Below are 16,314 nucleotides of genomic sequence, written 5' to 3'. Positions count from 1 at the left end.
TTATCCGATTTGCAAACGCGACGACGGCCAAAAGGGTTCCCTTTTGGCCGTCGCGAATCGCCGTGTTTTTCAGCGTGGAGAACGCTGTTATCCGAGCGGATATCCCTCTTCGGGATCGGTGACTTCGCAGCCGTTGATTGACAGAGTGTAGCCGCTGTCATTGGACGCTTTTGAGACCGAAATGCGGTATTTGCCGCCGCCTTGCTCCACCTCTGCCGCAAAACCGTCCCATTCTGACGGGAGCGACGGGCGCACATAGAGCCGGCCGTCCTTCAGCCGGATGCCGAGGATGCCCTCGACGGCGGCACGGTAGAGCCAGCCGGCAGACCCGGTATACCAGGTCCAGCCGCCGCGCGACGCATAGGGCTCATGTCCGTAGACGTCAGCCGCCACGACATAAGGTTCGACGCGGTATTGCTCCGCTGAAGCCTTGTCGAGCGAGTGGGTGATCGGATTGAGGATCTGGAAACAGCGGAAAGCATCGTCGCCTCGCTTCAGCTCCGCCAGCGCCATCACCACCCAGGTTGCGGCATGGGTATATTGCCCACCATTTTCGCGCACACCCGGCGGATAGGCCTTGATATAGCCGGGATCCCTAGCGGAATTGATGAAAGGTGGCGTGAACAGCCGGATGATCCGGGCATCCTCGTCGACCAGCTGATCGAGCACGGCCTCCATTGCCGTGACGGCGCGGGCCGGATCGCCCTCGCCCGACAGCACGCTCCAGGACTGCGCGATCGAATCGATCCGGCATTCCGGACTTTCCCTGGAGCCCAGCAGTGCACCGTCGTCGAACGTGCCGCGGCGATAGTAGCCGCCATCCCAGGCAGCTGTTTCGAGCGCCTTCTTCAGCTCGGTGAGATGCGCCGACCAGCGCTCTGCCCGGACCGTGTCGCCGCGCTCTTCGGCATAGGGAATGAAGGAGCGCAATGCACCCGCCAGGAACCAGCCGAGCCAGACGCTGGTGCCGCGCCCACCGATGCCGACGCGGTTCATGCCGTCGTTCCAGTCGCCGCCAAGGAACAGCGGCAGGCCGTTTTCCCCCTTGCGGGCGATGGCGAGATCGAGCGCCAGCGCCGCGTGTTCGTAGACGCTCGCCTTGTCCTCGGAAATTTCCGGCTTGTAGAAGGAGTCGTGCTGGCCTTCGAGCAGGGCAGGCCCTTCCAGGAAGGCGATCTCCTCGTCGAGGACGTTTTTGTCGCCGGTAACGCTGCAATAGTGATGGATTGCATAGCTGAGCCAGACGACGTCGTCGGAGATCAGCGTGCGCACGCCGGCACCCGTTCCCGGCAGCCACCAATGCTGTACATCGCCTTCACGGAATTGCCGCGAAGCAGCATTCAGGATCTGCCGGCGGGCAAGCGAGGGTTCGTGCAACACGAAGGCCAGCGTGTCCTGCAGCTGATCGCGGAAGCCGAAGGCGCCGCTTGCCTGGTAGAAGGCGGTGCGCGCCATGATGCGGCAGCCGAGGCTCTGATACGGCAGCCAGGTATTGACGAGATTGTTCATCCCGCGATCCGGCGTCGATATCTGCAGCCTGCCGGTGAAGTCTTGCCAGAAGGCACGGTTCGCCTCGACGGCATCGTCGAACGAAGCCTTGCGGATATCGGCGATGACGGCGCGCGCTTCTTCTTCCGTCGGCGTATCGCCGAGGAAGAAGGTGAAGTCGCGCTCCTCGCCGGCGCCGAGCTCGATGTCGATCGCAAGAGCCGCGGCCGGATCACCGTCGAGATCGGTCGTACCGGAAAGGGCAGCGGCGGAGGTGACGGCCTGCGGCGTCTGGATCGTTCCCGCCTTGCCGATGAATTCGCGCCGGCTTGCCGAGAAGCTCGAAAGCGTCTCGCTCGCCGCGAAAAAGGCGGTGCGGTTGGAAAAATCGATGCTGTAGGGATTGGTGGCAAACAGCGCCCCCGTCTCCTCGTCATGGCTCGACAGGATGAAAGGCACCGTGCGGGCCGGATTGCTGCCGAGGACCCATTCGACATAACCGTAGAGACGCAGCTTACGGCTAGCCGAACCGGTATTGCGCAAGCGCAGGCGCTGCAGTTTCACCGGCTTTTCGCGGTCGATCGTCTGTGTCAGCTCCAGCGCGATATCGTGCTGAACGCTGGAGAAGACGGAATAACCGAGCCCGTGGCGGGCTTCGAAACGAATGTCCGGCCGGCGGGAAAGCGCTGCGAACGGCGTCATGACGACACCGCTGTCCAGATCGGTGAGATAGAACGCCTCGCCCGAACGGTTGACCACTGCATCGTTCGACCAGGAGGTCAGCTGATAGTCGCGCGAATTGACGCTCCAGGTGAAGCCCGAGCCTTCGGCCGACACGTGGAAGCCGAAGCTGTCGTTGGAAATGACATTGATCCAGGGCTGCGGCGTCGCGTGACCTCCGGGCAGCCGAACGACATATTCGCGTCCGTCGCGGGCAAAGCCGCCAATGCCGTTCCAGAAGTCGAGATCGCCTTCCTCCTCGATGACGACGGCGGGCACGACAGGCGGCGGCACCGGCGCAACACGCTTGACGGGGGCCTTGTTGCGCTCGGCCCGTTCCATCTCCTGCAACTCCTCCTTGGAGGGGGCAAACAACGCGACGGCGCGGTTGATCTGGTCGACCACCTTGCCGTTCTTGGTGTGCAGCGTGACGCGGGAAGCCGCGATCAGCGCATGATAGGTGGCTTCCTCCATCAGGTCCTTGCGAACCGCAAAGATATGCTGGCGCAACCCGTCGGCCTGGCCCATGCGGCGCACGTTCTCGCACATGGCGTCGAGCGCATGCTGCATGTCCTGCGCATAGGACGAAGCGCGTTCGTTCATGATCACCAGATCGGCGGTGACGCCGCGCGAGCGCAGATATTCCTGCGCCAGCAGCGCCTCGCGGGCGATGTCGAGATCCATGTCGTCGTTGATGCGCAGCGTGAAGATCGGGAAGTCGCCGGAGATTGCCAGCGGCCAGAGCGCCGATTGCGACTGCAGGCCGGCCTCGACGGTCGCCTCGTCCTTGCGCAGTTGCATGTCGGGATAGACGAGGTAGCGTCCGAGATGCTGGAAGGCCGCCGCCTGCTGGGAGGTGACGCCGACATGGCGCATCTGCACCTGCGTGCGTGTCCAGGCCTGGACGAGCTCGTGGGTGAAGGCATCGGGATGACGGTAGCGATTAACCGCCTTGTCGACTTCCTCGCGGCTTGGCGCCGCAATCGTCCAGAAGATCACGCTGACTTTCTTGCCGGCCGGTACGCGGACGGTGCGGCGCAGCGACATCACGGCATCAAGCATGAAGCCGTCGCTGCCGGAAAGCGTGGCACCCGGATCGAAGGCCGCCGCATCGGCAAGACTGCGGCCACGGCCGATGAACTTGCGCCGGTCGGTCTCGAATTCGGTATGGCGGGTGTCGCCGGCATTGTCGACGATCAGATGCGCGATGCTGATGTTCGGCTCGTTCGGATCGCGCTTGTTGCGTTCGGCGCGGATGACGTCGCCGCGCTTGCCGATCTCTGTCTTGACGAACATGCGGGCGAATGCCGGATGCGCATTGTCGGTATCGTCGGAGGTGATCACCGGTTCGAGATAGGAGGTGACCTCGATGAAACGGTCTTCCGTGCCCATGTTGAGCAGGGTGACGCGGCGGGCCTCGGCATCATGCTCGGTCGCGACGATGCACTCCACCTCGCTTGTGAGGTCGCCGACCATCTTGGTGAACTGCGCCTTCTCGTCGGCGAATTCGACCTTGATCTTTTCGCCTTCGACGCCCTTCGGCTCTGATGTCGCCGACCACCATTCATTGGTGGCGGTATCGCGCAGGAAGATGAAACTGCCCCAGCGGTCTTCAGTCGGATCAGGCTTCCAACGGGAAACGGAAAGATTGTTCCAGCGGGAATAACCGGCGCCCGTCGCCGTCAGCATCACCGAATAATGACCGTTCGACAGGAACACGAGTTCGCGGTCGCGGGAAGCCGGATCGCTGATCTTCCTGAGCTCCGGCCGTAGGAGATCGTCCTGGATGCTGGCCGGCGTGTCGGACTCGTGCTTGCCGCTCATGACGGGAATGTCGCGCGGCGCCTTTTCCTGCAGCAGCAGTTCCGCCGCCTCGATGACGGGATCGGCGTGAAAGAGCTCGCGCAGATGACCGTTGAAGGCGACGTTGGCGACCGCCGCGATCGACATGCCGTGATGGTGGGCATAATAATTGTAGACCACCGCGCATTTCTTGCCTTCCGGCACGCGCGTCGGCGTGAAGTCGACGGCGTCGTGGAAGCCGAACTTGCCGAGTGCACCGACCTTGCGCAGCCTCTGCAGGTTTTCCAGCGCGGCCGGCGGGTCGTACTGGGCGGCGAGCAGCGAGGCGTAGGGCGCGATGACGGCGTTGTGGCCGAGACCGCGCTTCAGGCCGAGCGTCGGCACGCCGAAATTCGTGTACTGATAGTTGAGGTTATGGTCGCGGGCATTGAAGGCCGCTTCCGAAATGCCCCACGGAATACCGAGCTTGCGGGCGTAGTTCATCTGCTCGACGACGACCAGATTGTTCGTCTGGTTGAGAATCCCCCCACCGCGCTCCTGCATGACGAGCGGCGGCATCAGATATTCGAACATCGAGCCGGACCAGGAAACCAGCGCGCCGCGCGACCCCACAGGCACGACCTGACGGCCGAGGCGGTACCAGTGTTCCGTCGGCAGATCGCCCTTGGCGATGCCGAAGAGGCTGGTCAGGCGGCATTCCGAGGCGAGAAGGTCATAGCAGGCCTGGTCGAGTTCACCGCTTTCGACGCGATAGCCGATCGACAGCAGACGCCGCTCTGGCCGGAACAGGAAGCCGAAATCCATCGAGAAGGCGAGATCGCGCGCCTTGTCGCGCAGCGCCACCAGCCGCGGCCTCAGCGCATCGACCTTGGAAAGATCGAAGGTGCTGTCGGAAATATGCGCCTCGCAGACCTTCACCAGCGATGCCGCCCACAAGGTGACCTCTTCGCTCTGCTTCGACTTGACCTCATGGTCGAGATTGGCGGCGAGCTTCTCGATGTCACGCGCGAGAACGGCGAGGTTGATGATGCGGATGGAGGCGAATTCGTGCTCGCGCTTGACGGCGGCAAGCGCGTTCTGGAAACCGACAATGCGCTCCTCCAGGCGTCGGCGCAGCGGGCGCACGGTCTTGCGATCGTCGGGCAGGTCCGCCAGCACTTCGCCGAGAATGCCGGCCGTGTCGCCAACGCCGTCGAGATTGCCCTGCATATGAGCGGACGGCGCCTCGGCCCAGTTGCGGCAGGCCGATGAAATGGCGATCAGATGGCCGGCGAGATTGCCGCTGTCGACGGCCGAGACATAACGAGGACCAAGCGTCTGCAGCGTATCGGTGTGGTACCAGTTGAACAGGTGACCGCGGAATTTCTCCATTTTGTCGATCGTCGCGATCGTCTGCTCCAGCCGCTCGAGCGTCTCCTCGAAGGAGAACCAGCCGAAATGCCGGCCGGAGACGACGGAAAGCAGATAAACGCCGATATTGGTCGGCGAGGTGCGCGCCGCAACGATCACATGCGGCGTTTCCTGGATATTGTCCGGCGGCAGATAGTTCTGCTCGGCCGTCGTGAAGGTCTCGAAATAGCGCCAGGTGCGCCGGGCGATCTTGCGCAGTTCGCTCGACACGGAATCGGCAACCTCGAGCCGGTCCTCGGTCTCCGCCGACTGGCTGACATACCAGGCGACAACCGGCGATAATATCCACAGCAGCGCGAAGGGAATGCCGACGAGGAAGGCGTTGTCGCCGGGAAGGGCTGCGAAACCGAGTGCCAGCAGAGCCAGCGCCGGTGCATGCCACATCGCCTTGTAGTAGGAGATCAACGTGCCCTGGCCGCCGGCCTGAACGCTGGCGGCGGTCCGCCATTGCAGCATCAGCTTGCGGCTGACGAACAGGCGGTAGAGCGAACGGCCGATCGCATCCGCCATCATGCAAGCCGAATCGGCGATGAAGACGATGCGCAGCGCAACCTGCGCATTGGCGGCCGTGATATCGGCCCAGACCGTATAGAGATGAGCGCGGGCAATGATATCGCTGGTGCGCGGGATGATGCCGTTGATGAGCGACAGTGTCGGCGCGACGAAGAGGCAGAAGATCAGCAGAATCTGCCAGATGAGCGCGCCGAGCGGCCCCATGAAATACCAGCCGAGCACCGAGGCGAAGAACCAGGCGATCGGCGTCAGCGAGCGGCGCAGATTGTCGAACATCTTCCAGCGGCCGAGTGCCGTGACGCCGTATTTCGGATTGAACATGTAGGGGAGAAGCTGCCAGTCGCCACGCGCCCAGCGATGCTGGCGCGAGGTTTCCACCTCATAGCGGATCGGGAAATCCTCCACCAGTTCGAGATCTGTGACGAGCGCGCAACGCGCCATCGAACCTTCGAGAAGATCGTGGCTGAGCACGGAGTTCTCGTCGATCCGGCCCTTCAGCGACGCTTCGAAGGCATCGACATGGTAAAGGCCCTTGCCGGTGAAGGTGCCTTCGCCGGCGAGATCCTGATAGACGTCGGAAACGGTGAAGACATAAGGATCGAGGCCGCGGTTGATCGAAAAGACGCGCTGGAAGACCGACGCGTCCTTGCCCGTCGTCAGCGACGGGGTGACACGCGGCTGCAGCACGCCATAGCCACTTTCGACGCGGCCGGTTTTCGGGTTGATGACCGGGCGGTTGATCGGATGATAGAGCTTGCCGACGAGCTTGGTGACGGCATCGCGCATCAGGCGCGTATCGGCATCGAGCGTCATGACATATTGCACATTGGCCGGCACGGTATTGGCGCCCGGCAGGTAGGTCGTGTCGCGGTCGCCGCGCAGAAGCATGTTCAGCTCATGCAGCTTGCCGCGCTTGCGTTCCCAGCCCATCCAGACGCCTTCCGAGGGATTGTAGAGGCGGCGGCGATGCAACAGATAGAAACGCGTTTTGCCGTCATAGGCATAACGAGCGGAGAGATTGGCGATTTCGCGCCTGGCATAATCGAGAACCTCGAGATCGGCAGGCGTTTCCTCGACGTCGCTGTCTGGCCAGTCGCTCAGCATCGCGAAGTAGATCTCGCCGCGCGGATTGGCGAGGTAATGGACCTCGAGATTGCGCACGTGGTCGTCGACGCTGTCGCGGTTCGAGATCAGGCAGGGCACGACGAGCAGCGTGCGCGCATCTTCCGGAATGCCTTCCTTGAACTCGTAACCGACGAGGCGCGCCGGCGTCACGAAGAAGGACAGCAAGGTGTTGAAGAGGCCTGTCGCCCCTTCCGACGCCGGCACCGAGAACATGATCAGCAGCAGGACGATTTCGACCGCACCCATGCCGGCATTCGCCATGAACTTGCCGACGATCGCCATGGCGATAACCGTCAGCAGCATGACGGGCACGGCAATCGCCAGCCAGTTGAACCGGCGCACAGCGCGCACGAAATGCTGGGTGACCGTCGGGCGATAATTCGCCCGCGCCTCGAGCTTCGGCCGCTGCGCGCCCGACAGGAAGCCGCCGACATTCGGTTCATGCGGCTGCGGCTCGTCGGAGGCCTTGGCGGCATCGGTCATGTCGAGCGCCAGCTGGGCGATTTCCATTTCCGACAGCGGCGAGCGCTTGGCCAGCTTCTCGATCTGCTTGCGATATTTGTTGCGCGAGCCGGAATCGAGGATGCCGTAATCCGAATGCTCCCAGAGCAGCTTGTCGACATGGCTGACCTGCTCGACCCAGACCGACCATTCGGCATCATCGATCTCGCGAAGGCTGCGGATGATGTTGCCCATCGTCACGTTGCCGGAAGAGAGCCGGCTGTGTTCGGCCGTGGTCGCCTCTTCGGTGTTGCGGCCGAGCTCTTCCAACCGCTCGTCAAGCCAGGTGATCGCCAGGCTCGACGTCTGCGAGCCGTCGCGCAAGCGATAGAGGAACTGCGTCGAGAAGGTATTGTCCTCGGCAAGCGGTTCCAGCGTCTTCAGATAGGCGGCCGCCCCGGCCGGATCGGTCAGGCGCACCAATTCGTCGGCCGCCTCGTTGGCGCGGCGGCGCAGCCGGCGGCTGGCTTCGACGCGGCTCGAAATACGGCGAAGGTTTTCCACGAGCACGTAGCGCACGAGAGAGGGCAACGCCCATAATTCGCCGATCCTGAGCGTCTCGCTGGCCTGGAAGCCGTCGACCAGCGCCGTCAGACTTTCCTGCGAGATCGTGCTGTGGGTATGGGCGACATAGAGCCAGGCAAGTACGAGGGTGCGCGGCACCTCGACGCCGCCGACGACCATGGTCGGCAATTCGCGATAGAAGCGCCGGGGGAAGTCGCGCCGCACCTCCTGGATCGCCTCTTCGACGATATAGTGATTATCCAGCAGCCATTCTGCCGCCGGCGTGATCGTCTCGCCGGCCTCGACGTCGGTCGCCGTTGTCCGGTAGACGCGCAGGATTTCCTTCTCGTTTTCCTTATGGCGCGCAAAGAAATCGAAGGGGGCGAAAGCCGGCAGCTGGTCGACGCCGTTGCGGGCGACCGCATCGCCCATCGCCTTGATGTCCTCGATCGACAGATAGGTCGAACGGATCGAACCGTTGTGATCGATCTGCTTCATATCGGGTTCGCGCGGAAGGCTCGGAGAAAGATGAGAAATAGACATGGGTTCGGTTCTGGATCCAAACGAAGTTATGGCTGTTTTGCTCAGCCTTTTGCACTGCTTATCATGACTGCTACATGAACGGGGCCCTATTCTTCAAAGATCGATGAAGCCGGGGTGAACGACACTCGGGCCAAGCAATACAAACGGGCTACGCCCTGTTCAGGACGTGACCCGACGGGATCAAGACCATCGATACCCTCTGCGCGAAAGCCATGTCGAAAATTTGGACACCCTCGGGAAAATTCAAGTCAAGAGGCATGCGCCGCGGCCCGGCGAGCTTGTCTGGGCGGTGGAAATGACGAAAATGCCGGCACCTGGTTCCGACAAGGCAAGAGCTCTTCGATTTCAGAAAAACGAAAGACGCATGAGCGCCTGACCATGCGTGGCGGCGGTTTGGACGGCTTGTGACCCACGCCGCTTCCGTTTGAGATCAAGATCGCTCGGGCGTGTTTTGGATGGCGTGAAAAAAAGTACGGAAGAATGATGGGGATCGGAATGCCGATCGCCATGCCAAAATGCCTCTCGTGACCATTCTCCCTTTGACATTCGAGTGCCAGGAGAATGCCGAGACAAATTAAATGTTCCGAAATTCAATAAAGGCGGAAACCGCCGCAGCGCCGGCATCTGCCGACGCTTGCTCAGGCCGGATTATCCGACGACGCCGCAAACCATGGCTACGACGAACAGGAATGCTGCAGTGAAGATCGCGCCGTGGAGCATCGTCTGAAGCCTGTGGCGTGTGGTAAGCGGCTTCTTGGTCGGTACGGAACCATACTGGTTCACGTGAGCATGCGAAATACCCAGATCTGCCATATGTCGCCTCCGTTGTTCTCGTGCGGCCGGTTGTGCGGCTCGCGTTTATATTCTTACTTTCTCTATCAAGTAGGTAGAGATAAATTTCCGTCTAGAGCGAGCGGAAGAGAAAATTCAACCAGCCCTTTTAGCAGAGCGTGCGCCATGCCCAGATCAACGAGCGCTCGACGGCGTTCTCGTTCTGCGACGGGTTGGAGGAAGTCTCGATCAGCCGACGGTCCTTTTCCGCAGGAATGGATGCCGAAATCTGTTCCCGGCGATCGGCTCGAACAGGAGGATCGAGGTAACCCATGGTCATCCCACCGAGAAAGAACATGCATCAACCTCCATCGATCACGAAAGCTAACAATCGTTAACGGGATCATGACAGAAGCGAGGCAGCTGTCAATAGTCTAGCTGAATGGTCGTCTTTTAGGGAAGCATTATCCTTAACACCGCTGCCGGTCTTTTCTTTTCAACGGTTTGAAAAGATTGACTTTCAGGCTTTGACGAAACCCTTGCTCGCGATCATCAAATTTCTCGTATATTCCTCGTGAACCGCGCCTTGCGCCAGTTCTTGCGAGCTCAGCCGCTCGACGACGGCGCCGTTGCGCATCACGGCGAGCCTTTCACACATATGGGTGACGACCCCGAGATCATGGCTGACCATCACGAAGGTGAGCTTGCGGTCGCGTCGGATCTCTTCCAGCAGGTTCAGCACCTCGGCCTGCACCGAGGCGTCGAGCGCCGATGTCGGCTCGTCGAGCAGCAGGATCGACGGTTCCACGATCAGCGCCCGAGCGATCGCCACGCGCTGGCGCTGGCCGCCGGAGAGCTGATGCGGGTAGCGGAAACGGAAACCATTGCCGAGACCGACCTCGTCCAGCGCGCGGGCGATCCGCTTCTCGCTGTCGGCGATGCCGTGGATCGCAAGCGGTTCGAGCAGAAGCCGATCGATCGTCTGGCGCGGATGCAGCGAACCATAAGGATCCTGGAAGACCATTTGCACGCGTCGATAGAAGACTTTGCTGCGCTTCGAACCCTTCAGCGCCTCACCGTCGATGTTGATCGCGCCGCCGCTGATCGGCGCAAGTCCGGCAACGGCCCGCAGCAAGGTCGATTTTCCCGAGCCGGACTCGCCGACGAGACCAAAGGATTCGCCGCGTTCGACAGTAATGCTGACATCCTTCAGCGCATGAAAATGGTCGTAAACGACGCTGAGATCGTCGGTCTCGAGAGCTGCGCTCATGCCGCCCACTCCGGCTTGCGGTCGAGCACCGGCAAAGGATGACGGTTCGCGCCGATCTCGGGCATGCAGTTCAGCAGCCCCTGTGTATAGGGATGCTGCGCATGTTTGAGATCGGCCGCCGCCAGCTCCTCGACGACCTTGCCGGCATACATGACGATGACGCGGTCGCAGAAGGAGGAGACCAGCCTCAGATCGTGGGAGACGAAGATCAGCCCCATGCCGCGCTCGGACACCAGCCTGTCCATGATCCGCAGCACATCGAGTTGCACCGTCACGTCAAGCGCCGAGGTCGGCTCGTCGGCAATCAGCAGTTCAGGCCCGGCAATCAGCATCATGGCGATCATCGCACGCTGCCCCATGCCGCCCGAAACCTCGTGCGGATGCAGGTCGAAGACACGTTTCGGATCGCGGATCTGCACCGCTTCCAGCATGGCGAGCGCGCGATCGCGCGCCTCCGCCTTGCCGACCTTCTCATGCGTGCGCAGCGTTTCGCAGATCTGCCGTCCGATCGACATGACGGGATCGAGCGAATATTTCGGATCCTGCAGGATCATGGCGATGCGCTTGCCGCGCAGCCTCCGCCTTTCGCCGGCAGACGCATTGATGAGATCGATGCCGTTGAAATTAAGCCTGTCGGCCGTGACGATACCGTGTTTCGGCGTTAGGCCCATGATCGCCCGTCCGGTCTGCGACTTGCCGGAACCGGATTCGCCGACGATGCCGAGCCTTTCCTTGCCGAGCGTGAAGGAGACGCCGCGCACGGCCTCGATCACGCCGGTGCGCGTGGGGTAGCTGACCTTGAGTTTGTCCACGGTTAGAAGTGTGGTCATTGGCCGCTCTCCTTCGGATCGAGCGCGTCGCGCAGGCCGTCGCCGAGAAGATTGAAGCCGAGGCTGACGATGAGGATGGCGATGCCGGGCATCGCCGCGACCCACCATTGATCGAGGATGAAGCGCCGTCCCGAGGCGATCATCGCACCCCATTCTGGCAGCGGCGGCTGCGCCCCCAGGCCTAGGAAACCGAGACCGGCCGCCGTCAGGATGATGCCCGCCATGTCGAGCGTCACACGCACGATCAGCGAGGAAATGCAGAGCGGCATGACATGCCGCACGATAATGCGAAGCGGCGAGGCGCCCATCAGCCTCACCGCCGAAATATAGTCCGACCGCCGGACCGTCAGCGTCTCGGCGCGCGCAATGCGAGCATAGGGCGGCCACGATGTAATGGCGATGGCGATGATCGCGTTCTGGATGCCGGGACCGAGGGCTGCGACAAAGGCGAGCGCCAGCACCAGCTTCGGAAAGGCGAGGAAGATATCGGTGATGCGCATCAGCGTCGCATCCACCCAGCCTCCGGCATAACCGGAGACCGTGCCGACAATCAGGCCGACCGGCGCGGAGATGACGGCGACGAGCACGACGACGAGCAACGTCAATCGCGATCCGTAGATCAGCCGCGAATAGATATCACGGCCCTGATCATCCGAACCGAGCCAGAATCCCCCCGTGCCGGGCGGCAGCAGCCGAGCATTGCGCAGATCGCCGACAACGGGATTATGCGTGGCGAGCACATCGGCAAAGGCGGCGATGAAAAGCAGCGCCACGATGATCAGCAGGCCGACGACCGCGAGCCTGTTTGCCGTGAACTGCCGCCAGGTGACATAAGTGCGGCCGAGGCGGGCTTGCAGGCGCGATTGCGGCCGGTCGGAAAGCAGCCATTCGCGGCGGCTCATCGGCTGGGATGGGCTGGCGGGAACCGTCATCGGTTTCGCGTCCTCGGGTCGAGCGTCCGGTAGAGAAGATCGGACAGAAGGTTGATGCCGATGAAGACCGTACCGATGACGATCGTGCCGCCGAGTACGGCGTTCATATCGGCGTTCTGCAGCGAATTGGTGATGTAGAGCCCGATGCCCGGCCAGGAAAAGACGGTCTCGGTCAGCACCGATCCTTCGAGCAGGCCGGCATAGGAAAGTGCAATCACGGTGACCAGCGGCACGGCGGCATTGCGCAGCGCATGGCCCCAGATCACCCGCGTTTCCGAAAGCCCCTTGGCCCGCGCGGCGACGATATATTCCTGGGAAAGCTCGTTCAGCATGAAGCTGCGCGTCATGCGGCTGATATAGGCGAGCGAGAAATAGCCGAGCAGCGAGGCAGGCAGGATGATGTGGCGGAAGACATCATAGAAGACGTCCCATTGTCCCTGCCAGGCGCTGTCGAGCAGGTAGAGGCCGGTGATCGGCGTGAACGTATATTCGAAGACGATGTCGATGCGGCCGGGAAAGGCCACCCAGCGCAGTCGCGCATAGAAGATGACGAGCGAGATCAGCGCCAGCCAGAAGATCGGCACCGAATAGCCGACGAGGCCGACGACGCGCACCACCTGGTCGGCAATGCTGCCGCGGCGCACGGCGGCGAGAACGCCGAGCGGTACGCCGACAACGGCGCCGATGATCGTTCCGAGCGTTGCGAGCTCGATTGTCGCCGGCAGCACCCGGCGGATATCGACCATCACAGGATTGGTCGTCAGCACCGAATTGCCGAAGTCACCGGACAGGATGCCTTTGATATACATGAAGAACTGCTGATAGAGCGGCAGATTGAAGCCCATTTCCTGGCGTACGCGCTCGACGACATGGTTGGGCGCGCGGTCGCCGAGGACGGCGAGCACGGGATCGATCGGCACGACGCGGCCGATGAAAAAGGTGACGGCCAGAAGGCCGAGATAGGTGGTGACGGCGGCAAACAGAAACCGCCCTGCCGCCTTTGCAAAGGCCCTAGCACGGCCCTTTCGGGGCCGCGCCTCCTGCGTTGTTTCGACGGTGCTCAAGCGACCAATCCTGCCGGACTATTCCTTGGCGATCGGACCGACGAAATTGGTGTCGAAGCTCGGACCCAGCTTGAAGTCCTTCACGCTTTTGCGGTAGCCGGCCACCTCGGTCTGCTGGAAGATGAAGACGAAGGGGCTGTTTGCCAGATACTTCTTCTGGATGTCCTGATATATGGCGGCGCGCTTGGCAGCGTCGCGTTCCAGAAGTGCAGCCTTGGCTTGCTTGTCGAGCTCCGGCGCTTCCCAGGTGTTGCGCCATGCGAGCGTCTTCACCGTGCCGGCATCGGAATTGTCAGGATTGGCGGTAAAGGTGTCGGCATTGGAATTCGGGTCGAAATAGTCCGAACCCCATTGGCCGATATACATGTCATGGGTGCGGGCGCGATATTTGGTCAGCGTCTGCTTGCCGTCGCCGGGGATGATTTCCATCTTCACCCCGGCCTGCGCCAGCGTCTGCTGCATGGATTCGGCGATACCGGTCACCGGCTGGCTGTTGCGCACGTCCATGGTGATCGAGAAACCGTCTGGTACGCCGGCCTTGGCCAGCAGTTCCTTGGCCTTGGCGACATCGAGCTTGTAGGGATTCTCGTCGAGTGCGCCGAGCTGACCCTTTGGCAGGAAGGTCTGATGGATCTCGCCGATACCCTTGATCAGCGTTGCGCTGATCGCATCGTAATCGACCAGATATTTGAAGGCTTCCTGGACTTCCGGCTTCTTCAGGTTCTCGTTCTTGTTGTTCAGGCTGACATAATAGATCGTGCCCTTCGGCGCACTCGTTGTCGCCAGATCGGCATTCTTCGAAACCGCGTCGATATCGCCCGGCTCGAGATTGCGGGCGATATCGATATCACCGGCTTCGAGCGCCAGGCGTTGGGCAGCGCTTTCCTTCATGTAGCGGTAGATGACGCGGTTGAGCTTTGCCTTGTCGCCATAATAATTGTCGTTGCGCTCCAGCACGACGACTTCGTTGGCGCGCCATTCGCGCATCTTATAGGGGCCGGAGCCGGCATAGCCGGTCTTCAGCCATTCATTGCCGAAGTCGTTGTCGTATTTGTGGTCGGCATCGGGCGTCACCGCCTTCACATGCTCCAGCACCAGCTTCTTGTCGACGACGGAAGCGACGGTTGCCGTCAGGCAGTTGAGCACGAAACTCGGTGCATAGGCCTTGTCGACCGTGAAGACGAAGGTGCCGGCATCGGCCGCCTTGGCCTTTTCCGCGACGTTGTCGCCGGTCAGGCCGAATTGGGTGAGGATGAAGGCCGGGCTCTTGTCGAGCTTGACGGCGCGCTCGAACGACCAGGCAACATCTTCGGCGGTGATCGGGTTGCCGGAGGCGAATTTCAGGCCGGACTTTAGCTTGAACGTATAGGTAAGACCGTCATCGGAAACGCTCCAGCTCTCGGCCAGATCGCCCTTCACCTTGGATGTGTCGTCCATGTCGAGACGGACGAGCAGGCTGTAGCTGTTGGTGGTGATTTCGGCCGTCGAAAGCTCGAAAGCCTCGCCCGGATCCATCGTGATGATGTCGTCGATGGCGAAGCCTTCGACCAGCGTATCCTTCGGCGTCTCGGCAAAGGCCGAGGGTGCGGCCATCATCAGCAGTGAAAGCGCAGCTCCCGCGGAAAGCATGCGGAAATTGCGGTTGAGCTTGGTCATCATCATGGTCTGTTCCCCTGTTTTTTGATTGGATACGAAAGGCTTAGGCGTGGTCCTCCCGCCAAGCCTGAGCCAGAATGCGAAGCCAGTTTTCACGGGCAAGTTTTGCCAGGTCGGCGTCAGCATAGCCAACCTCTCTGAGAGCGGCAATCAGCTTCTGATTACCGGCTGCATCACCGATTTCCTCGGGAATGGTGGCCCCGTCGAAGTCCGATCCGAGCGCCACGCAGTCGATGCCGATGCGGTTCACAAGATAGTCGATATGGCGGATCATGTCGGCAAGCGGCGTATCGCTGTCCGAGCGGCCATCGGCACGCAGCATGGCGGTGGCATAATTGATGCCGACGAGCCCGCGGCTTTCGCGGATCGCATCGAGCTGCCTGTCCGTCAGGTTGCGCGCAACCGGCGTCAGGGCGTGGGCATTGGAATGGCTGGCGACCAGCGGCTGATCCGTCTTCTTCGCCACGTCCCAGAAACCCTTCTCGGTGATATGGGCAAGATCGATCAGGATACCGAGACGATTGCATTCCCTGACCAGCGCGAAGCCGGCATCGGTGAGGCCGGGCGCCGTATCCGGCGACATCGGGAAGGCGAAGGGCACGCCGTGACCGAAGACATTGTGCCGGCTCCAGACCGGACCGAGCGACCGCAGCCCTGCCGCATAGAACACCTCCAGCGCCGAGAGATCGGCGCCGATCGCCTCGCAGCCTTCCATATGCATGACGGCGGCGAAAATGTCGTCCGCCATGGCGCCGCGGATATCCTTCACCGTCCGGCAGAGCCGCCAGGCGCCGGCCTGGTCGAGCCGCAGCGCGATCGCCGCCATTTCATTGGCGATGGCAAGCGAAGGCAGCGGATCGAGAGGGGCCGCCATCGGCGTCATATAGCGGCCATCGGCATCCGGATCGGCGAAGACGAGATCGCCTGAAGGAATATAGATGGCGCAGAGACCGCCTGAAAGACCGCCCTCTCTAGCCCGATGCGCATCGATATGGCCGACCGTCGTGCCGTCTGCGAATTCCGCGATCGGGTCGCTGCCATCTTTTGAATGTGTCCAGAGTCGAAGGAGAACGTCGTTGTGACCATCAAATACGAATTGCATCTGTCTTCCTGCGCTGCCCTACTGCATAATTCCTTAAATCAGAATCGATTTAAGAATAAAATTATGCAGCATTCAAAGTGCT

Annotated in this window: 9 protein-coding genes; all 9 read right to left on the bottom strand. The window is 61.5% G+C overall.

Annotation, left to right across the window (positions count from 1 at the left end; genetic code table 11):
- Positions 1-87: 87 nt before the first annotated feature.
- Complete coding sequence (locus tag HX899_RS14010; protein ID WP_181292686.1) at positions 88-8,607, bottom strand: GH36-type glycosyl hydrolase domain-containing protein; 8,520 nt, start codon at positions 8,605-8,607, stop codon at positions 88-90.
- A gap of 648 nt (positions 8,608-9,255) precedes the next feature.
- The gene (locus tag HX899_RS14005) at positions 9,256-9,420 is read right to left on the bottom strand and encodes a hypothetical protein (protein ID WP_003543858.1); all 165 of its coding nucleotides are present in this window, start codon (positions 9,418-9,420) and stop codon (positions 9,256-9,258) included.
- A gap of 127 nt (positions 9,421-9,547) precedes the next feature.
- A complete protein-coding gene (locus HX899_RS14000) occupies positions 9,548-9,736 on the bottom strand; it encodes a hypothetical protein (protein WP_020052143.1) in 189 nt (62 codons plus the stop codon).
- 162 nt (positions 9,737-9,898) lie between these two features.
- Entirely contained in the window at positions 9,899-10,648 is a 750-nt protein-coding gene (locus HX899_RS13995; protein WP_181292685.1) for an ABC transporter ATP-binding protein, read from the bottom strand.
- The gene (locus HX899_RS13990; protein ID WP_138331920.1) at positions 10,645-11,478 is read right to left on the bottom strand and encodes an ABC transporter ATP-binding protein; all 834 of its coding nucleotides are present in this window, start codon (positions 11,476-11,478) and stop codon (positions 10,645-10,647) included. The genes HX899_RS13995 and HX899_RS13990 overlap by 4 nt, the downstream gene beginning before the upstream one ends.
- On the bottom strand, positions 11,475-12,410 hold the full coding sequence (locus HX899_RS13985) for an ABC transporter permease (protein WP_171600263.1): 936 nt from the start codon (positions 12,408-12,410) through the stop codon (positions 11,475-11,477). Before HX899_RS13985 ends, HX899_RS13990 begins: the two co-directional genes overlap by 4 nt.
- A complete protein-coding gene (locus tag HX899_RS13980; RefSeq protein ID WP_181292684.1) occupies positions 12,407-13,474 on the bottom strand; it encodes an ABC transporter permease in 1,068 nt (355 codons plus the stop codon). The genes HX899_RS13985 and HX899_RS13980 overlap by 4 nt, the downstream gene beginning before the upstream one ends.
- An 18-nt stretch (positions 13,475-13,492) precedes the next feature.
- Positions 13,493-15,136 (bottom strand): ABC transporter substrate-binding protein, encoded by a 1,644-nt coding sequence (locus HX899_RS13975; RefSeq protein ID WP_181292683.1) that lies wholly within the window; start codon positions 15,134-15,136, stop codon positions 13,493-13,495.
- Positions 15,137-15,173: 37 nt separating this feature from the next.
- Positions 15,174-16,232, bottom strand: a complete 1,059-nt coding sequence (locus tag HX899_RS13970) for a dipeptidase (RefSeq protein WP_029874673.1) — start codon at positions 16,230-16,232, stop codon at positions 15,174-15,176.
- Between the last annotated feature and the right edge of the window lie 82 nt (positions 16,233-16,314).

The sequence above is a fragment of the Rhizobium sp. WYCCWR 11146 genome (genome assembly GCF_013591995.1).
In the GTDB taxonomy this organism is placed as follows: Bacteria; Pseudomonadota; Alphaproteobacteria; order Rhizobiales; family Rhizobiaceae; genus Rhizobium; species Rhizobium indicum.
The sequence above is the reverse complement of the archived record's forward strand: the minus strand, read 5'-3'. Positions and strand labels throughout refer to the sequence as shown.